General features: G+C 64.5%; 22 protein-coding genes. 6 read left to right on the top strand and 16 right to left on the bottom strand.

Annotation, left to right across the window (positions count from 1 at the left end):
• Positions 1 to 65 precede the first annotated feature (65 nt).
• The 5 genes from AC0MAZ_RS08775 to colR form a co-directional block, all read right to left on the bottom strand.
• Entirely contained in the window at positions 66 to 296 is a 231-nt protein-coding gene (locus tag AC0MAZ_RS08775; RefSeq protein ID WP_028689699.1) for a hypothetical protein, read from the bottom strand.
• Entirely contained in the window at positions 293 to 994 is a 702-nt protein-coding gene (locus AC0MAZ_RS08770) for a lipopolysaccharide kinase InaA family protein (protein WP_203647888.1), read from the bottom strand. Before AC0MAZ_RS08770 ends, AC0MAZ_RS08775 begins: the two co-directional genes overlap by 4 nt.
• A gap of 6 nt (positions 995 to 1,000) precedes the next feature.
• Complete coding sequence (locus tag AC0MAZ_RS08765; protein WP_050703871.1) at positions 1,001 to 1,681, bottom strand: class I SAM-dependent methyltransferase; 681 nt, start codon at positions 1,679 to 1,681, stop codon at positions 1,001 to 1,003.
• A 107-nt stretch (positions 1,682 to 1,788) separates the two neighbouring features.
• The gene (locus tag AC0MAZ_RS08760; protein WP_254464487.1) at positions 1,789 to 3,117 is read right to left on the bottom strand and encodes a sensor histidine kinase; all 1,329 of its coding nucleotides are present in this window, start codon (positions 3,115 to 3,117) and stop codon (positions 1,789 to 1,791) included.
• Positions 3,107 to 3,790 (bottom strand): two-component system response regulator ColR, encoded by a 684-nt coding sequence (colR, locus tag AC0MAZ_RS08755; protein ID WP_028689695.1) that lies wholly within the window; start codon positions 3,788 to 3,790, stop codon positions 3,107 to 3,109. Before colR ends, AC0MAZ_RS08760 begins: the two co-directional genes overlap by 11 nt.
• Positions 3,791 to 3,969: 179 nt before the next feature.
• Between colR and AC0MAZ_RS08750 the strand changes: the two genes are divergently transcribed.
• Entirely contained in the window at positions 3,970 to 4,704 is a 735-nt protein-coding gene (locus AC0MAZ_RS08750) for a phosphatase PAP2 family protein (RefSeq protein ID WP_203647889.1), read from the top strand.
• A 131-nt stretch (positions 4,705 to 4,835) separates the two neighbouring features.
• Here the strand turns inward: AC0MAZ_RS08750 and groL are convergent, their stop codons facing one another.
• From groL to AC0MAZ_RS08725, 5 genes are all read right to left on the bottom strand, one after another.
• Entirely contained in the window at positions 4,836 to 6,488 is a 1,653-nt protein-coding gene (groL, locus tag AC0MAZ_RS08745) for a chaperonin GroEL (RefSeq protein WP_203647890.1), read from the bottom strand.
• A gap of 49 nt (positions 6,489 to 6,537) precedes the next feature.
• The gene (locus AC0MAZ_RS08740) at positions 6,538 to 6,831 is read right to left on the bottom strand and encodes a co-chaperone GroES (RefSeq protein WP_028689692.1); all 294 of its coding nucleotides are present in this window, start codon (positions 6,829 to 6,831) and stop codon (positions 6,538 to 6,540) included.
• A 302-nt stretch (positions 6,832 to 7,133) separates the two neighbouring features.
• The gene (locus tag AC0MAZ_RS08735; RefSeq protein WP_232854659.1) at positions 7,134 to 7,595 is read right to left on the bottom strand and encodes an FxsA family protein; all 462 of its coding nucleotides are present in this window, start codon (positions 7,593 to 7,595) and stop codon (positions 7,134 to 7,136) included.
• 66 nt (positions 7,596 to 7,661) lie between these two features.
• The gene (locus AC0MAZ_RS08730) at positions 7,662 to 8,387 is read right to left on the bottom strand and encodes a HugZ family pyridoxamine 5'-phosphate oxidase (RefSeq protein ID WP_232854660.1); all 726 of its coding nucleotides are present in this window, start codon (positions 8,385 to 8,387) and stop codon (positions 7,662 to 7,664) included.
• 247 nt (positions 8,388 to 8,634) lie between these two features.
• Positions 8,635 to 9,642 carry a DUF481 domain-containing protein gene (locus tag AC0MAZ_RS08725; protein WP_234563059.1) on the bottom strand — a complete coding sequence of 336 codons (1,008 nt, stop codon included), beginning with the start codon at positions 9,640 to 9,642 and terminating at the stop codon, positions 8,635 to 8,637.
• A 152-nt stretch (positions 9,643 to 9,794) separates the two neighbouring features.
• Here AC0MAZ_RS08725 and AC0MAZ_RS08720 point away from each other — a divergent pair, with 152 nt between their 5' ends.
• Both AC0MAZ_RS08720 and AC0MAZ_RS08715 read left to right on the top strand, forming a co-directional pair.
• Positions 9,795 to 10,148 (top strand): MGMT family protein, encoded by a 354-nt coding sequence (locus tag AC0MAZ_RS08720; protein WP_110739830.1) that lies wholly within the window; start codon positions 9,795 to 9,797, stop codon positions 10,146 to 10,148.
• Positions 10,149 to 10,192: 44 nt separating this feature from the next.
• Positions 10,193 to 11,740, top strand: a complete 1,548-nt coding sequence (locus AC0MAZ_RS08715; RefSeq protein ID WP_203647893.1) for an AmpG family muropeptide MFS transporter — start codon at positions 10,193 to 10,195, stop codon at positions 11,738 to 11,740.
• A 130-nt stretch (positions 11,741 to 11,870) separates the two neighbouring features.
• Here AC0MAZ_RS08715 and AC0MAZ_RS08710 read toward each other — a convergent pair whose 3' ends face one another.
• From AC0MAZ_RS08710 to AC0MAZ_RS08700, 3 genes are all read right to left on the bottom strand, one after another.
• Positions 11,871 to 13,115, bottom strand: coding sequence for an MFS transporter (locus tag AC0MAZ_RS08710; protein ID WP_475860873.1), 1,245 nt, complete (start codon positions 13,113 to 13,115; stop codon positions 11,871 to 11,873).
• Between the two features lie 170 nt (positions 13,116 to 13,285).
• Positions 13,286 to 14,125 carry a mechanosensitive ion channel family protein gene (locus tag AC0MAZ_RS08705; protein WP_203647895.1) on the bottom strand — a complete coding sequence of 280 codons (840 nt, stop codon included), beginning with the start codon at positions 14,123 to 14,125 and terminating at the stop codon, positions 13,286 to 13,288.
• 112 nt (positions 14,126 to 14,237) lie between these two features.
• Positions 14,238 to 14,723: a YajQ family cyclic di-GMP-binding protein gene (locus AC0MAZ_RS08700; protein ID WP_203647896.1), complete on the bottom strand. Its 486-nt coding sequence runs from the start codon at positions 14,721 to 14,723 to the stop codon at positions 14,238 to 14,240.
• A gap of 100 nt (positions 14,724 to 14,823) precedes the next feature.
• Here AC0MAZ_RS08700 and AC0MAZ_RS08695 point away from each other — a divergent pair, with 100 nt between their 5' ends.
• From AC0MAZ_RS08695 to AC0MAZ_RS08685, 3 genes are read left to right on the top strand one after another with little or no spacing between them, the layout of a single operon-like run.
• Complete coding sequence (locus tag AC0MAZ_RS08695; protein WP_203647897.1) at positions 14,824 to 15,741, top strand: putative 2-dehydropantoate 2-reductase; 918 nt, start codon at positions 14,824 to 14,826, stop codon at positions 15,739 to 15,741.
• Positions 15,742 to 15,777: 36 nt separating this feature from the next.
• Positions 15,778 to 17,805 (top strand): sensor histidine kinase, encoded by a 2,028-nt coding sequence (locus AC0MAZ_RS08690; protein WP_234563062.1) that lies wholly within the window; start codon positions 15,778 to 15,780, stop codon positions 17,803 to 17,805.
• Between the two features lies 1 nt (position 17,806).
• Positions 17,807 to 18,370, top strand: coding sequence for a cob(I)yrinic acid a,c-diamide adenosyltransferase (locus tag AC0MAZ_RS08685; protein WP_475860872.1), 564 nt, complete (start codon positions 17,807 to 17,809; stop codon positions 18,368 to 18,370).
• Between the two features lie 81 nt (positions 18,371 to 18,451).
• Here the strand turns inward: AC0MAZ_RS08685 and AC0MAZ_RS08680 are convergent, their stop codons facing one another.
• From AC0MAZ_RS08680 to argJ, 3 genes are all read right to left on the bottom strand, one after another.
• Positions 18,452 to 19,396, bottom strand: a complete 945-nt coding sequence (locus tag AC0MAZ_RS08680; RefSeq protein ID WP_475860871.1) for a Nudix family hydrolase — start codon at positions 19,394 to 19,396, stop codon at positions 18,452 to 18,454.
• A complete protein-coding gene (locus AC0MAZ_RS08675; RefSeq protein ID WP_475860870.1) occupies positions 19,393 to 20,025 on the bottom strand; it encodes a glutathione S-transferase family protein in 633 nt (210 codons plus the stop codon). Before AC0MAZ_RS08675 ends, AC0MAZ_RS08680 begins: the two co-directional genes overlap by 4 nt.
• A 138-nt stretch (positions 20,026 to 20,163) precedes the next feature.
• Positions 20,164 to 21,381, bottom strand: coding sequence for a bifunctional glutamate N-acetyltransferase/amino-acid acetyltransferase ArgJ (gene argJ, locus AC0MAZ_RS08670; protein WP_475860869.1), 1,218 nt, complete (start codon positions 21,379 to 21,381; stop codon positions 20,164 to 20,166).
• Positions 21,382 to 21,481 lie beyond the last annotated feature (100 nt).

Genomic DNA, 21,481 nt, shown 5'->3' with positions numbered 1-21,481 from the left:
AACCCAAATAAACAAACGCCAGAGATTCATAAATAAACCCCTGGCGCAAAAACACAAAACCCACGTCAACCAAACGGCCGCAACCCCTGCCTCATCCCAAACAAGAACAACAGAAGATCATGATCCGGCTCAGCCCGCCCCTGCTCCACCTTGGCCACCCGTGGCAACGGACACACCCCACCGACCTCAGCCTTGCTGAACACCGTAGGCCGCGGCTGTTCCCAGGCCGCCGCCGCCGCCGTGGTCACCGCCAACGCCGCGACCAGGAACAAAGCTCGAGCGATTTCTAGTTTCATTGCTCTAAACCTTTGACCGCGCTGCCAAACGCCATTTGGTAAAAATAGAGCAAGGTCTGCCATTCCGCCTCGTTGAACGACGAGTGGCGGCGCAACTGCCGCAGGTCGTTATAGGCCGCCCGCTGGCAACTGATCCGCCGCCGGCACTTCTCCAGGTCCAGCAACGCCACTTCCACCCGCGCCTGTTCCCCCTCGCCCAGCACCTTGACGAACACATGCTTGCCGTACAGGCAGCCATGCTGCCAATGCCCCAGGTGCATGCGCGCCAGGTTGTCGGCCAGATCCTTGAGCATGCGCTCGTGCACCGCCTGCGGGTAATGCTCGCGGGCCCCGGCGGCATGCCAGGCATCGAGGTCGACGAAACCATCGAGCGCCTCGCTGACCAGTAAGGCCCGCCACTGATGATCCGCGTCCCGCTCGGCCCCGGCATAGACAATCCGCGGTACCCGCACACCCAGTTGCTCGAAACTGTTCAGCGCATCGAGTTCGCGCAGCACCGTGGGGCGCCCGAACGGATGCAGCAGGCTGCGGTAGATGTGCCCGACCTGGCGTTTGGCATACAGCAGATGCCCATCACCGTCGCTCAGGCGCTGCACGCCACTCTCGCCGCCACGCCGCTGGTTGGGCTCCTCGACCCACTCCCCCTGCTGCTGCCAGTAGTAATCGAACTGCCTGGACTGATTCTGGGCTACCGCCATCACTCATTACCCCTTGCGCAATACGTACACTCGCCACATGGCATAGAACGGCAGGAAGTCGAGTCGTTCCTGAATTCTGAATCCCGCTGACACAAATTCTTCTTCAACTGTAGCCGCCGGTAACACGAAACGGTTCTGATAGCTGTCCTGCGCGGCCCGGGCACTGCGCCTGGCTTCGAGCTTGCGGCGGCGCCAGGCCTTGAAATTGCCATCGACCCACAGTGAAAGGATCACGCTGTCGCGGCTAACCCGTTGAAACTCCGAAAGAATCGTCTTTCGATGAGCCGGATCACCGATATGGTGAAACAGGCGCATGCAAAAGATGCTGTCGACCGCGTTGTCCGGCAGGTCGATAGCGAACGCGGAAGTCTGCAAGGGACGTACCCGCGCAACCACCTCTGGCGGTTGTGACGCACAGGCTGTCTCGATCATCGCCGCCGAATTGTCGGCACCGATGATCACGCGGTTGGCCTTTTCCGCCAGCAGCGGCCAGAACCGCCCGGCACCGCAGGGCAGGTCGAGCACCAGGCCAGGCTCACCGGCCAGCGCCAGGGCGCGGCGGGCCAGTTGCTCGTCACGCTGGTGGGAAAGGCGTCGAGCCAGGCCATCCTGATGCTTGAGGAAGTATTCCCGGGCGTGGTTGCGGTCGTACTTGTCCGAGAATTCGAGTTTGATGGGGCTACGCATTGGACATCTCCTGACTCCAGTGCGCTCACCTTAGGCAGGCAAGCGTTGGAATCAGGTCATGTCCGTGTGAAAAATCTGTCAGCGACCAATGCAGGTGTTACAGGACGTTAATCAGGATCCAATAGCCCATCCCGGCCTTCACCGTCCTGCACCACTTTCGTGCCCTGGCTCAGGTCGACCTGGAAGCGGCAGCCATGGGGAAGCGTCGCGGTCAGGGTTACGCGCCAGCCCTGGTCGTCACAGATGCGTTGCACCAGCGACAAGCCCAGGCCCAGGCCCTCGCCACGGCGCTCGTCGCCACGCACGAACGGCCGGAACATCGCCTCGCGCTGCTCCTCCGGAATCCCCACGCCACTGTCCTCGACACTGAAGCCATTGGCCTCCAGGCTAAGGCGAATGTAACCGCTGTCGGTGTAGTGCGCCGCATTGCGCAGCAGGTTACCCATCACCGACTGCAGGAACGTGGCGTTGTACAGCACCGGGCTGGCACTGACCCGACCATCGTAGTAAAGCGCCAGCCCCTTCTGCTCGATGGTGTCGCGCCATACGCCGATCAGATCGTCGCCCACCTCGCGCAAGCTTGCCCGTGAAGCGACGGCACCTTCATCGCGCTGGGCACGGGCCAGCATCAGGAAGGTCTTCACCAGTTCGCGCATTTCCTCGGTTGCCCGGGCAATACGTTCGACCTGGCTGCGCGCCCGCCCATCGAGGCCGGGGTTTTCCATCAACAGCTCGCACGAGGTCGCCAGGACCATCAACGGTGTGCGCAGCTCATGGCTGACGTCACTGGTGAACAGCCGCTCGCGGGTCAGGGCATCGCGCAGGCGCCCCAGGGTATCGTCGAAGGCAACGGCCAGCTGGCCGACCTCGTCCGCCGCGTAGTCCGGCGCCAACGGCGGCGCCAGCCCCAGCAACTGGTCACGGTGACGCACCTGGCGCGCCAGGCGGATCACCGGCGCCATCACCCTTCGTGCCAGCAACCAGCCGAGGATCACCGCCAGGGCCAGGCTGAGCACGAAGCCGACCACCACCACGGCGAACAGTACCCGTTCACGCTCCTCGAAATCGCTCTGGTCCTGCAACAGCACATAGCGCCGACCGTCGACGATCTCGACCATGGCATGGTACGACAGCTGGTCGCGAAACACCTCGTGGAAACCCGCCTCCAGGTGACGCAGGTCCTTGGGCAACTCGAAGTCATCGCGCCCGCCGCTGAAATAGAACAGCTGGTCGGGGCGTGGCCGGTGGCTCCAGTCACTGACGCTGTCCATGCGCAGCAGGCGCTGCAGGTCGCCACCGAGCACCGACGAGATCAAGCGTTCCTCGACCAGGTGTACCGTGGCGACGATGCCGAAGGCGAAGGCCCCGGCCACCAGCGCGCTCATCAGCGCGAAAGCGATGATGATGCGCTGGGCAAGGCTCTGCTTAAACTCCATCGCGGCCCTCGGCGAGGCGATAGCCGACGCCATGGACGGTATGCAGCAGGGGCTTGTCGAACGGTTTGTCGATCACCTGGCGCAACTGGTGGACGTGACTGCGCAGGCTGTCGCTGTCCGGGCAGTCGTCGCCCCACAGCGCTTCCTCGAGCACTTCGCGACGCAACACATGGGGGCTCTTCTGCATCAGCACGGCCAGCAACTTGAGGCCGACCGGGTTGAGCTTGAGCAGGCGCCCCTGGCGGGTCACCTCCAGGGTATCGAGGTCATAGCTCAGGTCGGCGACCTGCAGGGTACGCCGGCCACCGCCCTGGGCGCGACGCAGCACCGCCTCGATACGCGCCGCCAGCTCGGACAGCGCGAACGGCTTGAGCAGGTAGTCGTCCGCACCCGAGCGGAAGCCTTGCAGACGGTCGTCCAGCTGGTCGCGGGCGGTGAGCATGATCACCGGCGTGTCACGACGAGCATCCTCGCGCAGGCGCTTGCACAGCGTGTAGCCATCGATGCCGGGCAACATGATGTCGAGCACGATCAGGTCGTAGTGTTCGGTCGCGGCCAGATGCAGGCCGGACAGGCCATCCTGGGCACAGTCGACGGTGTAGCCCTTCATGCCGAGGTAGTCGGCCAGGTTGGCCAGAATATCGCGGTTGTCTTCAACCAAAAGAATGCGCATCGAGGTCTCCTGTGCGGCGCTTCGCCGGACGCGGCAGGCGCAGCTTACGGCCAATGCCTGCATGGTGCCATGCCCTGGCTAGAAATCACCGAACTTGACAGTTTTTTCACCGATCATTCACGCACACAGGATAGCGGGCACCCGACAATGCACGGTCTTTTCCATCTTCTGGAGTCACCATGCAGGTATCCGTGCGCCCTCGCCCGATCAACCCGTGGCTGTACCTGGGCATTCCTTTCGTCACCGCCGTGGCCTTGGTCCTGCTTGAATGGACATCGCTGGATATGGACGTGGCCAACCTGTTCTACGACCCGGTTGCCAGTCAGTTCATCGGTCGCCACAGCTACCTGCTGGAGACCATCCTGCATGACCGGGTCAAGCAGGGCGTGATCGTCTTCGGGCTGCTGGCCGTGGTCGGCTTCGCCCTGAGTTTCGTCTGGCAGCGGCTGCTGGGCTGGCGCCGCGAGCTGGGTTGCCTGGTGTTGGCGCTGGGGCTGTCGACCGCCTTCGTCACGCCGCTGAAGAAGGTGACCCAGGTGCAATGCCCGTGGAGCCTGACCCAGTTCGGCGGCAAGGAGACCTACAGCAAGCTGCTGGAGCCACGCCCGGCCACCGACAAGCCCGGACTGTGCTGGCCGGGTGGACACGCCGCGACCGGGTTCTGTCTGTTCGGCCTGTTCTTCATGCTGCGCGACCGGCGTCCGCGCCTGGCGCGGGTGGCGCTGGCGGTAGCCTTCGTGGCCGGCTCGGTGCTGTCAGTCGGACGGATGATGCAGGGCGCGCATTTCCTGTCGCACAACGTGTGGACGGCGGTGTTCTGCTGGTTGATCGGGCTGGGGTCGTATTACCTGGTGTTGTATCGCCGGGGCCGCTTTGCGGCCCTTTCGCGGCACAAGGCCGCTCCTACAGGATAATGCGATTTCCTGTAGGAGCGGCCTTGTGCCGCGAAAGGGCTGCAAAGCAGCCCCACTGCACCTCGAGGTAAATGAAAAAGCCCCGGCTCTCGCGAACCGGGGCTTTCCTTGGTGCAGGGGGTAAGGCTGGCTTACATCATGCCGCCCATGCCACCCATGCCACCCATACCGCCCATGTCTGGCATGCCGCCACCAGCAGAGGCTTCTACGGGAGCGTCAGCGATCATAGCTTCGGTGGTGATCATCAGGCCACCGATCGAAGCGGCAGCTTGCAGCGCCGAACGGGTAACCTTGGCCGGGTCCAGGATGCCCATTTCGATCATGTCGCCGTACTCGCCGGTGGCGGCGTTGTAACCGAAGTTGCCCGAACCTTGCTTGACCTTGTCAGCGACAACGCTTGGCTCGTCGCCGGCGTTGGCAGTGATCTGGCGCAGTGGCGCTTCAACAGCACGGCGCAGCAGGGCGATACCGACGTTCTGCTCTTCGTTGTCGCCTTTGAGGTCCTTGATGGCTTCCAGGGCGCGCACCAGGGCAACGCCACCGCCAGGCACCACGCCTTCTTCGACGGCTGCACGGGTAGCGTGCAGGGCGTCTTCGACGCGGGCTTTCTTCTCTTTCATCTCGACTTCGGTGCCGGCACCGACCTTGATCACGGCAACACCGCCAGCCAGCTTGGCCAGACGCTCTTGCAGCTTCTCACGGTCGTAGTCCGAAGTGGTGTCGGCAACCTGGGCGCGGATCTGGGTGACGCGAGCCTGGATGTCGGACTCTTGGCCAGCACCGTCGATGATGGTGGTGTTTTCCTTGGACAGGATCACGCGCTTGGCGTTACCCAGGTGCTCCAGGGTGGCGGTTTCCAGGGACAGGCCGATCTCTTCGGAGATCACGGTAGCGCCGGTCAGGACGGCGATGTCCTGCAGCATGGCCTTGCGGCGGTCGCCGAAGCCCGGGGCCTTGACCGCGGCAACCTTGACGATGCCGCGCATGTTGTTGACCACCAGGGTGGCCAGGGCCTCGCCTTCGACGTCCTCGGCAACGATCAGCAGCGGACGGCCGGCCTTGGCAACGGCTTCCAGTACTGGCAGCAGCTCACGGATGTTGGAGATCTTCTTGTCGACCAGCAGCAGCAGCGCGCCTTCAAGCTCCGCAACCATGGTGTCCGGCTTGTTGACGAAGTACGGCGACAGGTAGCCACGGTCAAACTGCATGCCTTCTACGACGGACAGTTCGTTTTCCAGGCCCGAGCCTTCTTCAACGGTGATCACGCCTTCTTTACCGACTTTTTCCATGGCTTCGGCGATGATTTCACCGATGGAGTTGTCGGAGTTGGCGGAGATGGTGCCGACCTGGGCGATGGCCTTGGAGTCGGCGCATGGCTTGGACAGGTTTTTCAGTTCGGCAACAACGGCAGCAGTGGCCTTGTCGATACCGCGCTTGAGGTCCATCGGGTTCATGCCGGCAGCGACGGCTTTCAGGCCTTCGTTGACGATGGCCTGGGCCAGGACGGTAGCGGTGGTGGTGCCGTCACCGGCAGCGTCGTTGGCCTTGGAAGCGACTTCCTTGACCAGCTGGGCGCCCATGTTCTCGAAAGCGTCCTTGAGCTCGATCTCTTTGGCGACGGAAACGCCGTCCTTGGTGATGGTCGGCGCGCCGAAGCTCTTGGCCAGGACCACGTTACGGCCTTTCGGGCCCAGGGTCGCTTTTACCGCGTCAGCCAGAACGTTGACACCAACCAGCATTTTCTTACGGGCGGAATCGCCGAATTTTACGTCTTTAGCAGCCATGATCGTTTAATCCTTGGAATTCTTTGGAGTAACGGGAAGTCGGGGGAAATCAGGCTTCGATAACGGCCAGGATTTCGTTCTCGGCCATGACCAGCAGGTCTTCGCCATCGACTTTCACGGTGTTGCTGCCCGAGTAAGGGCCGAAAACCACTTTGTCACCCACTTTCACGGCCAGCGCGCGTACTTCGCCGTTGTCCAGGATACGACCGGTGCCGACGGCAACGACTTCGCCGCGGTTTGGTTTTTCAGCGGCCGAACCCGGCAGGACGATACCGCCAGCGGTTTTCGATTCTTCTTCGCTGCGACGGATGACGACGCGGTCATGCAGAGGACGAAGCTTCATTGTCGATCTCTCCCAAATTGTGGTTTTCATCGGCCGGTGTCGACACCGGCGGGTTGATTCGATCCGGCGTTGCCGGGCGTGGCCCGCACCGGGCGAACCACCTATGTCATGTCTGGTGTCGCCACCAGAAACCTTGCGGTGACACATACATGAGGCCGGGATATTCGATTACAAGGCTTGCTACAGAAAAATTTTCATAAGGTGTGAGAATCATCGTGGGAGCGGGCTTGCCCCGCGATCAGGGCGACCGGCCCCATCGCGGGGCAAGCCCGCTCCCACGCCTTGCGAGACCTTTTCGCGGGTTACTTGTCGCGGCGTTCGTACTCGCCCTCGATCACGTTCGGACGATGGCCACCATCGCGGGGCTGGGCCTGGAATGGGTCATCCTGGAACGCCCGCTGGCGCAGGGCCTGTTCCTCGGCGCGGCGACGCAGCTTGCCGGCCACCAGGCGGCGGGTGAACGGCAGCAGACAGAGTAGACCCAGCACATCGCTGATGAAGCCTGGCAACAGCAGCAGGCCACCACCGACGGCGAGCATCAAGCCCTGGAACATGTCCTCAGCTGGCAGCTCGCCGCGCTGCAGGCTCGCCCGGGCACGCAGGGCGGTGGCCAGGCCGGCCACACGCATCACCAGCACACCCAGGGCGGAACCGGCGATGATCAACAGCAGCGCCGGAAAGAAACCGATGGCCGCGCTGACCTTGACGAAGACGAACAGCTCCAGCACGGGGAAAAGCAACAACAGCAGTAGAAAAGCACGCATCAAGGGTTCCTCGACGGAAGAGAGTCTTCCTGTAAGACCATCAGATGGATGCCTCGACGCCTGTTTTCAACCCTCGACCTGCGTCGAATCCGGCCATTTGTCAGCGCGCGCCAGCAAAACCAAGGCCTCACGGACTTGTGTCGGCGTATTGCAACTAGACGGGAAAGGCAGCCAGTAAATGCCCTGGCCAATACGCAGGTGCATGCCCTCGCTGTCGATGCCGACCATGTGCGCCGAGCGCGGCAACCCCGCCAGTTTTACGTAGTGATCAATGGCATTGGCATGGTCATCGTTCATGTGCTCGATCATGCTTTTTTCGGCCTCGCCCGCAAACGGGTTGGCCAGGGTCACCTGGTCGAGCCAGTGGATCGCACCGAAACCGCCGATGTAGCGGTGGCGTACCGGCTCGAGCACCCAGAAATCGAAGTCGTGGGCCTTGTGGTAATTGGCCGACTCAGGGAAGTACCGGTAGTAGCGGGCCGCGGCAGCCTCGATGGCCGCGTCGTCGCTCAGCTTGCGCGCCTCGGCCATCACCGTCAGGCGCCCGACTGCCTGGACGTCCTCGGCATCGCGCTCGCCCACCAGCAGCGAACATTTGGGGTCTTTCTGCAGGTTGTGGGTGTGCTGGGCGATACGGCTGATGAGGATCAGCGGATGGCCCTCGGCGTCCAGGCAATAAGGCACCACCGAGCCGAAGGGATAGCCGGGCATGGACTTGGAGTGGGTCGAGAGAACGCCACGATATTCCTTGAGCAGCAGTTCCCGGGCGGGGCGGAGGGCGTTGGTACTCACTGGAGAGTCTCCTGGCGACAGACTGGATGGGTGACAAGATAAGCATTATCACCCGCCGCTGCCACTGGGTCCGCTGCCGTTTAGATCTACGCATATCCCTGTAGGAGCGGCCTTGTGCCGCGAAAGGGCTGCATAGCAGCCCCAGGATCTCAGCGATGAGGCAGACATCGCCGGGGCCGCCTTGCGGCCCTTTCGCGGCGCAAGGCCGCTCCTACAAAGAGCACGCACAGCGCTTTACCGGATCGACTTACCAGGTAACACCAAACCCGGCGGTATAGCGGGTCTTGTCCAGGTCGCTGTCGCGGGTGCCCTTGATCAGGTCCTTCTCCGCCTTCAGGTTGAGCGAAGCCCACTCGGTCACCTTGTAACGCAGCCCCATCTCGGCATCCAGCGCGTACTCGGCCACACCGCCCAGCGGCTTGCCGACCTCGCCATTGGTGAAGAACTCCACCTTCTTGCCGATCAGGTAGCGGTTGTAGTCCCACTTCACCGCGGCGGAATAGAAGTTGTCCTTGCCGCCATCGCGGTATTCGAAATCGGTTCGGTTGATCAGCGAACCCAGCGAGAACGCGCCCAGCTCGTCATCCCAGAACTGGTAGCCTGGGCCGGTACCAACGGTACGCTGGCGCGCCAGGTCCTCGATATGGTCGCGCTTGTACTCCAGGCGCCCCTGCCAGAACCACTTCTCGGTGATGAAGCGGTCCAGGGCGTACTCGGCGCTCCAGTTGTTGGTGGTGGTGACGTCGTCCTTGGTCTCGCGGTTGTACTCGCCCTCGGCGTTGTGCCGCCAACGACCGTGGCGGGCGGTGGTCTTGAAGCTGACGTCGTAGTCGTCGGTATTGTTCTCGGCGCGCTTGTAGTCCATGGCCACATCGACATTACCCTTCCACAGGAAGTCCTCGACCACCGGCCGTGGCTTCATGATCTGCTCGATGCTGGCCAACTCGACGGTCTTCGGCGCATCGCCGTTGGCCAGGGTCACCTTGCCCGGTTCGGCGGCCTTGAGCGACTTGGCCTTCTCGCCGGAGTAGGCGTCCTGCTTGACCAGCAGTTCCTGGTCGCTCTCCAGCGTCTTCACCTGTTTCCAGTCCAGGGCGATCGAACCGCCGTAGGGCGTCTCCAGCAGCAGCTTGCCGCCGTCGAAGACCTTGATCTTGCCGCTCAGGCGGTCACCGTTCTTCATCCACACGGTGTCGGCGAGCACGGGAGTACAGAGGGACGCGGCGATGAGGCAAAGCAGGGTTCTAGAAGACATAAGCGCAATATGGGTTCGATTCGACGAAAAAGCCGGGCATTATCCAGATACCGACAACCTGAGCAAGGACAGACCCAGACCATGCCGATGAGTTCCACTCGCATTTGCCCGGACCGCCTGTCCGGTTTCATCCGCAGGCCAGGTACCCCGTGATGTCCATGCCACCACCCTCCCCGCCGGAAGACGCAGAGGCCCGACGAATGGCACTGTACTCGGTGCTGGGCCAAGTGCCCGCCGGCAAGGTGGTCAGCTACGGGCAGCTGGCCGAACTGGCCGGCCTCGGCCGTGCCGCACGCTGGGTCGGGCGTACCCTCGGGCAGTTGCCGGCGGACACCCGCCTGCCCTGGCACCGGGTGCTGGGTGCCGGCGGTCGGCTGAGTCTGGCCCTGGGCACGCCGTCGGGCGACGAACAACGCGCCCGTCTACGCGCAGAAGGGGTGAATGTGGCCAATAATCGTGTGGATATGGCGCGCCATGGCTGGCGTCCAATGGAGCACAGCGGTTAGAGTGCGCGCTTTGTTTTCGCAAACCTTGAGGCAGATGTTGGCCCATGCCCCGTAAAACCTGGCGCGCTGCGCTCGCTGCCTATGCCAGCCCGTCAACTTTGGTGCTTTTGCTGCTCGGATTCGCCGCCGGCCTGCCGTACATGCTGGTGTTCTCGACGCTTTCGGTCTGGCTGCGCGAGGCGGGTGTGGCGCGCGAGACCATCGGCTATGCCAGCCTGATCGGCCTGGCGTACGCCTTCAAGTGGGTCTGGTCGCCGCTGCTCGACCAATGGCGCCTGCCGCTGCTCGGCGGCATGGGCCGTCGTCGTTCGTGGCTGCTGTTGTCCCAGGTGCTGGTGGTGCTCGGGCTGATCGGCATGGGCTTCTGCGACCCGCAGAAGCACCTGTCGTGGCTGATTGCCCTGGCGGTGCTGGTGGCCTTCGCCTCCGCCACCCAGGACATTGCCGTCGACGCCTACCGCCTGGAGATCGCCGACGATCAGCGCCAGGCCGCCCTGGCCGCCAGCTACATGGCCGGATACCGGGTTGCCGCCCTGCTCGCCACCGCCGGTGCGCTGTTCTTCGCCGAGTGGTTCGGCTCCACCGGATTCAGCTACCTGCACCAGGCCTGGACCGGCACCTACGTGCTGTTCGGCGTGCTGATGCTGCCCGCGCTGTTCACCACCCTGGTGATGCGCGAACCGCCGGTGCCCCTGCGCACCCAGCTGTCGGCGGCCCGCTACGGGCTTATGCACCAGCTGGCCTCGGTGTTCGTGCTGATCATCCTGCTGGTCTCGGTGCCCGCCAGCTTCACCCAGCTGTTCAACACCGACTGGGCCAGCGTGGTGTTCGGCGACTCGACCATGCTCGACCTGCTGCTCGAGGACCGCGCCTTCCTGCGCCTGATCCTCTACGTGCTGCTGACCTGGGCGTGCCTGTCGTCCCTGGGCCGACGCGGCCTGGCACCGGTGCTCACACCGGTCAACGACTTCATCGCGCGCTACCGCTGGCAGGCCCTGCTGCTGCTCGGGCTGATCGCCACCTACCGCATGTCCGACACGGTGATGGGCGTGATGGCCAACGTGTTCTATATCGACATGGGCTTCACCAAGGACCAGATCGCCAGCGTCAGCAAGATCTTCGGCCTGATCATGACCCTGGTCGGCGCCGGTGCCGGTGGCCTGCTGATCGTGCGTTTCGGCATCCTGCCGATCCTGTTCATCGGCGGCGCGGCCTCGGCGGCGACCAACATCCTGTTCCTGATGCTGGCCGACATGGGCCCGAACCTGGAAATGCTGGTGGTGACCATTTCGCTGGACAACTTCAGCTCGGGGCTGGCCACGTCGGCCTTCGTCGCCTACCTGTCGAGCCTGACCAACCTGAAGTTCTCGGCCACCCAGTACGCCCTGCTGAGCTCGATCATGCTGTTGCTGCCGCGCCTGATCGGTGGCTATTCCGGGGTGATGGTGGAGAAGTTCGGCTACCACGACTTCTTCCTGATCACCGCGCTGCTCGGCGTGCCGACGCTGGTGCTGATCGCCCTGCACTGGCGGCAGGAGGTTGGTCGGGGAAAGCCGGTGCCGGTGAATAACTCGACCGCCGAGCAACCCTGACCTGTAGGAGCGGCCTTGTGCCGCGAAAGGGCCGCATAGCGGCCCCGGCATTCAGAGCGTCCACATGACTATTGCAGGGGGCGCGCTGCGCCCCTTTCGCGGCGCAAGGCCGCTCCTACAGGACTCGGGTTTACTGAGTGACAGCCCCTTCCCCCGAACGCCTGCCCACCACGAACCACAATGGCCACAACGCCAGTGCCCCCGCCACGCCCGCCGCCACGGCAAAGTGCATCAGGCTCGCACCCGCGCCGAGCATCGCCAACACCGCGCCGCCCAGCCCCAGCAAGGCGATGGTGATCATCCCCAGCATCGCCGATACCAGGCCCTTGCTCTGTTCGCTGGAGAACAGCGTCATGCGGTACAGCACGGCGTTGGCCACGCCCAGGCCCAGCGCGTACAGCGACATGCCGGCCACCACGCTGGGAACCGTCGGCCAATACCAGGTCGCCGCGACCATCAGCGACAGCCCCGCCAGGTATGGCCACAGGGCCCCGCGCACCAGTGCCGGCAGCGGGTAGCGATCGGCGATGCGGTTGATGATCAGGTTGCCCATGATCAGCCCGCCGAACACCGGCAGCTGCCACAGCGCGTATTCCAGGGTGCTCAGGCTTTCGTCATGGATCAGCAACACTGGCGACAGGCCGATCCAGCCAATCAGCGGCAGCCCCACCAACCCCAGCGCCGCACTGCCGGCCACGAAGCGCCGATTGCCCAGCAACTGGCCGTAGCCAGCCAGCAACGGCAGCAGGTGGATGGGCGTAAACGGCAGGCGCGAACCGTCGCGCCGCTCCACGCCAAGGGTTTCCGGCATCAGCCGGTAGAGCAGCAACCAGCACAGCACCGCGCCTGCGGCAAACGCCACGAACAGCCAGCGCCAGTCCAGCCACTGCAGCATCAAGGTACCCACCAGCGGGCCGAGCAGCGGCGACAGCAGGGCGATATTGGCCAGCAGGGCCATCATGCGCACCGCATCGGCCTCGCTGAACGCCTCATTGAGCGCCGGATAGCTGACCGTGACCACGAAGCCCAGACCGATGCCCTGCAGCAGGCGCAGCAGGTTGAACAGGCCGATGTCCTGCGCCCAGAAGGTTGCAAGGCAGGCCAGGCCGAAGAAGATGCAGCCGACCAGCAGCAAGGGGCGCCGGCCATAGCGATCCGCCAGCGGGCCGATCAGCCATTGCAGCAGCACCCCGCCCAGCAGGTAGAGGTTTAGGGCGTGGGGAATGTATTCGGGACTGGCCTGAAGATCGCCAACCACCACCGGCATGGCGGGCATGACCGCGTCGCTGGCGAGGTAGGTCAGCAGTTCGAACAGCGCCAGGGTCAGACCGAACAGCAAGGCGCGCAAGGGAGTGATATACAGCAAAGGTTTCATGGCGGACATCGGGTTTGTAGGCAGGATCAAGGTATATGCCAGAAATGACAGTACCCGGCTGTGAACAAGTGTAAGGGTCTTGAAAAGCATCGCGGGGCAAGCCCGCTCCCACAAGACCGTTGCTGGCGATGTGGGAGCGGGCTTGCCCCGCGATAGGAAGCGACGCGGCGTTACTGGACCGCCGCCTCCTGCACCACGCGGATCACCCGCTGCGGAAACGGAATGTCGATGCCTTCGGCCTTGAGACGGTCGCGGGCATGCTCGTTGAGCATGAACAGCACGTCCCAGTAGTCGGCAGTCTTGACCCAGATACGCAGCGACACGGTGATCGAGCTGTCACCCAGGGTCGAGATCACCGCCTGTGGCGCCGGATCCTGCAGCACGCGCGGGTCCTGGGCCAGCTCCAGCAGCACGTTGCGCGCCTTCTGCAGGTCGGCGTCGTAGTCCACGCCCACGTCGAACACCACCTTGCGGGTCGGCTGGCGGTTGGTGTTGGTGATGATGCCGTTGGACAGGCTGCCGTTGGGCATGATCACGGTCTTGTTGTCACCGGTGCGCAGCACGGTGTGGAAGATCTGGATGCTGTCCACGGTGCCACTGACACCTTGCGCCTCGATCCAGTCACCGATGCGGAACGGACGGAACATCAGGATCAGCACGCCGCCGGCGAAGTTCGCCAGGCTCCCCTGCAGGGCCAGGCCGATGGCCAGGCCCGCGGCACCGATGGCGGCGACGAACGAAGTGGTCTCGATGCCGATCATCGAGGCCACGCTGACCATCAGCAGCACCTTCAGCACGATGTTGGCCAGGGTGCTGATGAAGCCCTGCAGCGCCGCATCGGCACGCAGGCCGACCAGCTTGCCCAGGCGGGCGCTGAGCTTGTTGATGATCCACCAGCCGATGGCCAGAGTCAGCAGCGCCAGCAACAGGCGGCTGCCGTACTCCATGATCAAGGGGAGCCAGGTTTGCGATTGGCGGACCAGCTGATCGACTTCAGCGTTCAAATCCATGTTTATCTCCTGATGCCGAACGGCAAGTACACAATGAGGCGGGCAACGCAAAGCAAGCGGCCCGGACCCCGATGGACATCACTGCGCCATCAAGGTTCCGGGCCGCCGCGGATCAGTCGCGGAAGTTGTTGAACTGCAGCGGCATGTCGAATTCCTTGGCGCGCAAGGCAGCAATGGCCTCTTGCAGATCATCACGCTTCTTGCCGGTAACACGTACCTGCTCGCCCTGAATGGCGGCCTGGACCTTGAGCTTGGCGTCCTTGATGTGAGCGACGATCTTCTTCGCCAGCTCCTTGTCGATGCCTTCGCGGAACTTGGCTTCCTGCTTCATTTCCTTACCGGAGGCATAGGCGTCCTTGGCTTCCAGGCATTTGACGTCGATCTTGCGCTTGACCAGCGCCAAGCGCAGGATCTCGATCATCGCCTCGAGCTGGAACTCGGCCTCGGCAGTCAGCAGTACGGTCTGCTCCTTCTCCTTGAACTCGAAGCTGCCCTTGCCTTTGAGGTCGTAACGGCGGTCGAGCTCCTTGATGGCGTTTTCGACGGCGTTCTGCACTTCGTGCTTGTCCAGTTCCGATACCACGTCGAACGAAGGCATGGTTGTTCTCCATAAAAAAAAGCGCGCTCGGCCTGAAGATGGAGCGCGTCGGGTTTGATGGTTAAAATGCGGACTCATTATAACGGGTTGCGAAACGCAGATGAGCAGCACCTGGCATATTCTCGGCGCCGGCAGCCTCGGCAGCCTCTGGGCCTGTCGCCTGGCCCGCGCCGGCAAGGCGGTCCGCCTGATCCTGCGCGACCAACAGCGTCTGGCCGCCTATGAGCACGGCGGTGGGCTGACCCTGGTCGAACAGAACGGCGCCCACCACTACGCGATCCCCGCGGAGACTGCCGACGCCCGCGGCCCGATCCATCGCCTGCTGGTCGCCTGCAAGGCCTACGACGCCGCGCCCGCCGTGGCCCGTCTGGCCCCGCGGCTGGCCAACGGCGCCGAGCTGGTGCTGTTGCAGAACGGCCTGGGCAGCCAGGACGAAGTCGCCGACCAGGTGCCCCACGCCCGCTGCATCTTCGCCTCCAGCACCGAGGGCGCGTTCCGCGAGGCCGACTGGCAGGTGCGCTTCGCCGGCCACGGCTTCAACTGGCTGGGCGACCCGGCCAATCCCAACGTCCCGTCCTGGTTCACAGACCTGCACGACGCCGGCATCCCGGCCCAATGGGCGCTCGACATCCCTACCCGCCTGTGGCGCAAGCTAGCGCTCAACTGCGCGATCAATCCGCTCACCGTACTGCACGACTGCCAGAACGGCGGCCTGCTTGGCCACCTGGCCGAAGTCGACCAACTGTGCGACGAACTGGCCGACCTGCTGCGCCGCTGCGGCCAGCCCGAGGCCGCCAACGACCTGCACGAGGAAGTGCAGCGGGTGATCATCGCCACTGCGGCCAACTACTCTTCCATGTACCAGGACGTTCGCCATGGCCGGCGCACCGAGGTCCACTACCTGCTCGGCCACGCCTGCCGCGCCGCCGCACGGCATGGCGCCAGCGTGCCGCATCTGGAAAAGTTGCGCCGGCGCCTGGCGGTAAACCTCGAGGCGCGCGGTTTGCGCAGCGACTGACGCCCCTTATCCACAGGACAGGACACCTCTTCACCCATGACCTTGCGTCAACGCCTGGAAAACCTCCCGGTCGGGCAGAAACTGCTGGCGGCCCTGCTGGTGCTGCTGGTGACCATCCTGCTGGTGGCCAACCTTGCCTTCATCAGCGCCGCCTACTGGATCACCCAGGAGAGCATGGCGCCCCAGGCCCTGCAGACCATCGGCCGGCTGGTCTCCAACCCGCAGCTGTCCGCGCGCGCCGGCGACTCGACACAGAACGCCACGGCGCTGCTCAAGGAGCTCGACAGCTACTCGCCGTTGCGCGCCGCCGCAATCTATGGCGGCGACGGGCAGATGCTGGCCCAGCTGCAGCACGGCGACCCGCTGACCCTGCCCAAGCGCTACCGCAACATCGATGGCTGGCGCCTGATGGAGTTTCGCAGCACCCAGCTGATCCGCCTGCCGCGCAGCGCCGCCCCGCCCGCGCACCTGCTGCTGGTGGCCAGCAGCGAGCTGCCCACCGCGTTCTACACCGGCACGCTCTCCGCCAGCCTGGCCATCCTGGTGTTCAGCATACTGCTGTGGCTGGTCATCGCCCGGCAGATCAAGCGCCTGATCACCGTGCCGATCAATCGCCTCGAAGAGCTGACCCGCCAGGTTACTCGCGAGGAGAGCTATGCCCTGCGCGCCAAACGCGGCAACGATGACGAGATCGGCAGCCTGGCCGAGGCGTTCAACACCATGCTGTCGCGCATCGAGGCCCGCGAGCAGCAGCTCAAGCGCACCCGCGACGAGTTCCAGGACGCCTACGACCAGGCCCAGGGCCTGGCCGAGGAAACCCGTCACACCAACCGCAAGCTGGAACTTGAAGTCCAGGTGCGCAGCAAGATCGAGAAAAAACTCACGGGCTTTCAGAACTACCTGAACAGCATCATCGACTCCATGCCCTCGGCACTGATTGCCCTCGACGAGCAGCTCTACGTCACCCAGTGGAACCACGAGGCCACGGTGCTCTCCGGCACACCGCTGGACGAAGCGCTGAACCAGCCGGTGTTCCTCGCCTTCGAGCCGCTCAAGCCCTTCCTGCCGCAGCTCAAGGAGAGCGTGGAGAAACACCGGGTGGCCAAGATCGAGCGGGTCACCTGGCCCAAGGGCGAGGACCTGCGCCACTATGCCCTGACCTTCTACCCGCTGATGGGTGGCGCTGGACGTGGCGTGGTGATCCGCATCGACGACATCACCCAGCGCCTGTCCCTGGAAGAGATGATGGTGCAGTCGGAAAAGATGCTCTCGGTCGGCGGCCTGGCCGCGGGCATGGCCCACGAGATCAACAACCCGCTGGGCGCCATCCTGCACAATGTGCAGAACATTCGCCGGCGCCTGTCGCCAGACCTGCCGCGCAACCAGGAACAGGCCGACGAGCTGGGCATCGACCTGCCGGCCGTCAACCGCTATCTGGAGAGCCGCGAAGTGCCGCAACTGCTCGACGGCATCCAGCAGGCTGGCGCCCGGGCGGCCAAGATCGTCACCCACATGCTCAGCTTCAGCCGCCGCAGCAACCGCCAGTTGGCCCCCTGCGAACTGCCGGCGCTAATCGACCAGGCCGTGGAAATTGCCGGCAACGACTTCGACCTGGCCATCGGCTTCGACTTCAAGGGCCAGGCCATCGTCCGCCAGTTCGACCCGCAACTGGGCCCGGTGCCCTGCACCGCCAACGAGCTGGAGCAAGTGCTGCTCAACCTGCTGAAGAACGCCGCCCAGGCCATCCACCAACGCCCGCAGCCCAGCGAACCTGGGCGCATCATCCTGCGCACGCGGCTCAACCCACCGTGGGCGGAGATCCAGGTCGAGGACAATGGCGTTGGCATGCCCGAGACGGTGCGCAAGCGCACCTTCGAGCCGTTCTTCACCACCAAGGAGATTGGCCAGGGCACCGGCCTGGGCCTGTCGGTGTCGTACTTCATCATCACCAACAACCACAAGGGGCAGATGGAGGTGCAGTCCACCCCCGGCCAGGGCACCTGCTTCACCCTGCGCCTGCCCCTGAGCCCGGCCCAGCCGAGCACCACCCAGACGGAGACATGACATGGGCTATCGCCTGTCGAAGATCTACACCCGCACCGGCGACAAAGGCGAAACCGGCCTGGGCGACGGGCGCCGGGTGCCCAAGGACCATCCGCGGATCGAGGCGATCGGTGAGGTGGACAGCCTCAACAGCCAGTTGGGCGTGCTGCTGGCCGGGCTGGCCGAGGCCGAGCTTGGCGAGTTGATCGAGGTACTGGCGCCTTGTCAGCACCGTTTGTTCGACCTTGGCGGGGAGCTGGCGATGCCCAGCTACCAGGCGTTGAACTCTGCCGAGGTGGAGCGCCTGGAGGCGGCCATCGACCGCTGGAACGAAGAGTTGGGGCCGCTGAAGAACTTCATCCTGCCCGGGGGTTCGATGCTGGTGGCCCAGGCCCATGTCTGCCGCAGCGCGGCGCGGGCGGCGGAACGGCGTTGCCAGCAGCTGAATGCGCTGGAACCGCTGGAGGGGGTGGGGCTGGCCTATATCAACCGGGTGTCGGATCTGCTGTTCGTCGCGGCCCGGATCATTGGGCGGCGCCAGGGAGTGAATGAAGTGCTGTGGCAAGCGGCCGAGAAGCCCGCCTGAACGCATCGCGGGGCAAGCCCGCTCCCACGCCAGATTGTGGACTGGCGTGGGAGCGGGCTTGCCCCGCGATGGCCTGATGTATCAGATCTCAGGCCAGAACGCCCGAATCCCCGCAACACCCTGCGCCCCAACCTCCCAGGCCCGCTCACGCTCGCTCGGCCCGACCCCGCCCAGCAGAAACACCGGATGGCTGATCCCGCCGATCATCCGCTGCGCCTCGTCCCACCCCAGCGGCACCGCCTCCGGATGAGTCTGGGTCGCCTGCACCGGCGACAGGGTGACAAAGTCCACCCCCATCTGCTCGGCCAGCGCCAACTCCTCAGCGCTGTGACAGGACGCCGCCAGCCAACGCTCCTTCGGGAATGGCCGCCCCTTGGCGGCATACTTGCGCAACTGCGCGGCGGTCAGGTGCCAGCCCGCTGACGGGAAGTCGCCCAGCCATTCCAGCGGCCCCTTGAGCATCAACTGGGCTTTGCCAGCACACAGGCCGACCGCATCCACCGCGACGTCGCGGTACTTGGGGTCGTACATGTCCGGCGCACGCAGCTGGATCAGCTTGATGCCGCTGGCCACGGCCTTCTGGATACCCTTGAGCAGCTCAGGCACCTCCAAACCGTCCGGGGTGATCAGGTACTGGTCGGGCAAGCGCGCCGCAGCGACGATCGGCTTGTTGGCCTCGGGGAACTCATACTGGCCAAGGTCACGCGGCGCCACCCAGGCCAGGGGCTGCCCCTCGGCGCCATGGGGCTCGCCGGTAAAGACGTGCACTTCACGCACATCCAGCAGCACTTGCTTGTCCGGATAGTCGTGGCTGACCTTGATCAACGGCCGCGAAGTCGCGACCTCGATACCCAGTTCCTCACGCAACTCACGGGCCAGCGCCGCCTCGACGCCCTCACCCTCCTCCACCTTGCCGCCGGGGAACTCCCACAGGCCGCCCTGGTGCTGGGTATCGGCGCGGCGGGCAATCAGGATCCGCCCGTCGGCGCCACGAATGACCGCTGCGACTACATGAATCCGTTTCACCCTTCACGCTCCGCCAGGCCAGCTTGTTGCCAGGCCTGGAAGGCCGGCCATTGGTAGATGGTCTCGATGTAGGCAGTCGCTTCGGCCGGCACCGCAGCACGGTAGGTACGCAGGCGTACGGCCACCGGCGCGAAGAAGGCGTCGGCCAGGGTCGGCCGGCCGAACAGGAACGGGCCGTTGTCCTTGGCGACCACGCGGCATTCGTTCCACAGGGCAACGATGCGGTCGATATCGACCTGCACGTCCAGCGGCACCTCATCCAGCGCCTGGGCACGAGACAGGTCGAACGGCATGGCGCCACGCAGGGCGAAGAAGCCGCTGTGCATCTGCGCGCAGGCCGAACGGGCCTGGGCACGGGCGGCGATGTCCTCGGGCCACAGGCGGGCCTCGGGGTGGCGTTCGTTGAGGTATTCGGCGATGGCCAGGGAGTCGGCGATCACGCCGTGCTCGCTCTGCAGCAGCGGCACCTTGGCGGTGGCCGAGAAGGCCAGCAGGCGCTGGCGGGTGTCAGGCTGGTTGAGCTTGACCAGGGTTTCTTCGTAGGGGACGCCGGCCAGCTCGAGGGCCAGGGCGCCGCGTAGCGACCAGGAGGAATACAGCTTGTCGCCGATGATCAGGTGATAGCTCATGATTGGGCTCCAGCGGAATCGGGATATTGGGGCTGCCTTGCAGCCCTTTCGCGGCACAAGGCCGCTCCTACAGGAGATCGCGTTCCCTTGTAGGAGCGGCCTTGTGCCGCGAAAGGGCCGCAAAGCGGCCCCTATGCATCAGGTCCGGTATTCGGCGTTGATCTTCACGTACTCGTGGGACAGGTCGGTGGTCCAGATGGTTTCGCTGCACTGGCCACGACCCAGCTCGATGCGGATGGTGATCTCCTCCTGGGCCATTACCTTGGAGCCCTGCTCCTCGGTGTAGCTCGGGCTGCGCCCACCCTGGCTGGCGATGCACACGCTGTCCAGGTACACATCGATCAGGCTCACGTCCAACGCCGGCACGCCGGCACGACCGACTGCGGCGAGGATACGGCCCCAGTTGGGGTCGGAGGCGAACAGCGCGGTCTTGATCAGCGGCGAGTGGGCCACGGCGTAGCCGACGTCCAGGCACTCCTGGTGGTTGCCACCGCCGTTGACCTGCACGGTGACGAACTTGGTGGCGCCTTCGCCGTCACGGACGATGGCCTGGGCCACCTCCATGCACACCTCGAACACCGCCTTTTTCAGCGCTTCGAACAGTGCGCCGCTGGCCTCGGTCACTTCCGGCACATCGGCCTTGCCGGTGGCAATCAGCATGCAGCAGTCGTTGGTCGAGGTGTCGCCGTCGATGGTGATGCGGTTGAACGACTTGTTGGCGCCGTCGAGCATCAGGTCCTTGAGCACCGCCGGGGCGACCTTGGCGTCGGTGGCGATGTAGCCGAGCATGGTGGCCATGTTCGGGCGAATCATGCCCGCGCCCTTGCTGATGCCGGTGACGGTGATGGTCTTGCCGTCGTACTGGAACTGGCGGCTGGCGCCCTTGGGCAGGGTGTCGGTGGTCATGATGCCGGTGGCGGCTTCGGCCCAGTGGTTTTCCGACAGGTTGTCCAGGGCGGCCTGCAGCGCGCCTTCGATCTTCTCGACCGGCAGCGGCTCGCCGATCACGCCGGTGGAGAACGGCAACACGGACTCCGCCGGCACGCCGGCAAGCTCCGCCAGCTTGGCGCAGGTGCGCTCGGCGGCGGCCAGACCCGGCGCGCCGGTCCCGGCGTTGGCGTTGCCGGTGTTGGTCAGCAGATAACGCACGGTGCCCTGCACACGCTGCTTGGAGAGGATCACCGGGGCCGCGCAAAAGGCGTTGAGGGTGAACACGCCGGCGACGCTGGAGCCTTCGGCGCAGCGCATCACCACCACATCCTTGCGCCCTGGGCGCTTGATGCCCGCCGAGGCGATACCGAGTTCGAAACCGGGAACCGGGTGCAGGGTGGGCAGGGGACCAAGACCAACAGCCATTAGAGCGCTCCTAGAAAATTGTGGGGAATTAGGGGGCGCTTTGCGCCCCTTTCGCGGCACAAGGCCGCTCCTACAGGGGTGTTGCGATTCCTGTAGGAGC

It is taken from the genome of Pseudomonas sp. A (genome assembly GCF_056270345.1).
Note: the sequence above shows the minus strand (reverse complement) of the source record. Positions and strands in the feature narration are given on the sequence as shown.

What these genes read in the sequence shown, in the direction of transcription:
- AC0MAZ_RS08685 (WP_475860872.1), top strand. Translation starts at nt 17,807, where the DNA reads ATGGGCTATCGCCTGTCGAAGATCTACACCCGCACCGGCGACAAAGGC.
- AC0MAZ_RS08775 (WP_028689699.1), bottom strand. Translation starts at nt 296, where the DNA reads ATGAAACTAGAAATCGCTCGAGCTTTGTTCCTGGTCGCGGCGTTGGCG.
- AC0MAZ_RS08710 (WP_475860873.1), bottom strand. Translation starts at nt 13,115, where the DNA reads ATGAAACCTTTGCTGTATATCACTCCCTTGCGCGCCTTGCTGTTCGGT.
- AC0MAZ_RS08700 (WP_203647896.1), bottom strand. Translation starts at nt 14,723, where the DNA reads ATGCCTTCGTTCGACGTGGTATCGGAACTGGACAAGCACGAAGTGCAG.
- AC0MAZ_RS08720 (WP_110739830.1), top strand. Translation starts at nt 9,795, where the DNA reads ATGTCCATGCCACCACCCTCCCCGCCGGAAGACGCAGAGGCCCGACGA.
- AC0MAZ_RS08765 (WP_050703871.1), bottom strand. Translation starts at nt 1,681, where the DNA reads ATGCGTAGCCCCATCAAACTCGAATTCTCGGACAAGTACGACCGCAAC.
- AC0MAZ_RS08725 (WP_234563059.1), bottom strand. Translation starts at nt 9,642, where the DNA reads ATGTCTTCTAGAACCCTGCTTTGCCTCATCGCCGCGTCCCTCTGTACT.
- AC0MAZ_RS08695 (WP_203647897.1), top strand. Translation starts at nt 14,824, where the DNA reads ATGAGCAGCACCTGGCATATTCTCGGCGCCGGCAGCCTCGGCAGCCTC.
- colR (WP_028689695.1), bottom strand. Translation starts at nt 3,790, where the DNA reads ATGCGCATTCTTTTGGTTGAAGACAACCGCGATATTCTGGCCAACCTG.
- AC0MAZ_RS08740 (WP_028689692.1), bottom strand. Translation starts at nt 6,831, where the DNA reads ATGAAGCTTCGTCCTCTGCATGACCGCGTCGTCATCCGTCGCAGCGAA.
- AC0MAZ_RS08760 (WP_254464487.1), bottom strand. Translation starts at nt 3,117, where the DNA reads ATGGAGTTTAAGCAGAGCCTTGCCCAGCGCATCATCATCGCTTTCGCG.
- AC0MAZ_RS08770 (WP_203647888.1), bottom strand. Translation starts at nt 994, where the DNA reads ATGGCGGTAGCCCAGAATCAGTCCAGGCAGTTCGATTACTACTGGCAG.
- AC0MAZ_RS08735 (WP_232854659.1), bottom strand. Translation starts at nt 7,595, where the DNA reads ATGCGTGCTTTTCTACTGCTGTTGTTGCTTTTCCCCGTGCTGGAGCTG.
- AC0MAZ_RS08750 (WP_203647889.1), top strand. Translation starts at nt 3,970, where the DNA reads ATGCAGGTATCCGTGCGCCCTCGCCCGATCAACCCGTGGCTGTACCTG.
- argJ (WP_475860869.1), bottom strand. Translation starts at nt 21,381, where the DNA reads ATGGCTGTTGGTCTTGGTCCCCTGCCCACCCTGCACCCGGTTCCCGGT.
- groL (WP_203647890.1), bottom strand. Translation starts at nt 6,488, where the DNA reads ATGGCTGCTAAAGACGTAAAATTCGGCGATTCCGCCCGTAAGAAAATG.
- AC0MAZ_RS08675 (WP_475860870.1), bottom strand. Translation starts at nt 20,025, where the DNA reads ATGAGCTATCACCTGATCATCGGCGACAAGCTGTATTCCTCCTGGTCG.
- AC0MAZ_RS08715 (WP_203647893.1), top strand. Translation starts at nt 10,193, where the DNA reads ATGCCCCGTAAAACCTGGCGCGCTGCGCTCGCTGCCTATGCCAGCCCG.
- AC0MAZ_RS08690 (WP_234563062.1), top strand. Translation starts at nt 15,778, where the DNA reads ATGACCTTGCGTCAACGCCTGGAAAACCTCCCGGTCGGGCAGAAACTG.
- AC0MAZ_RS08705 (WP_203647895.1), bottom strand. Translation starts at nt 14,125, where the DNA reads ATGGATTTGAACGCTGAAGTCGATCAGCTGGTCCGCCAATCGCAAACC.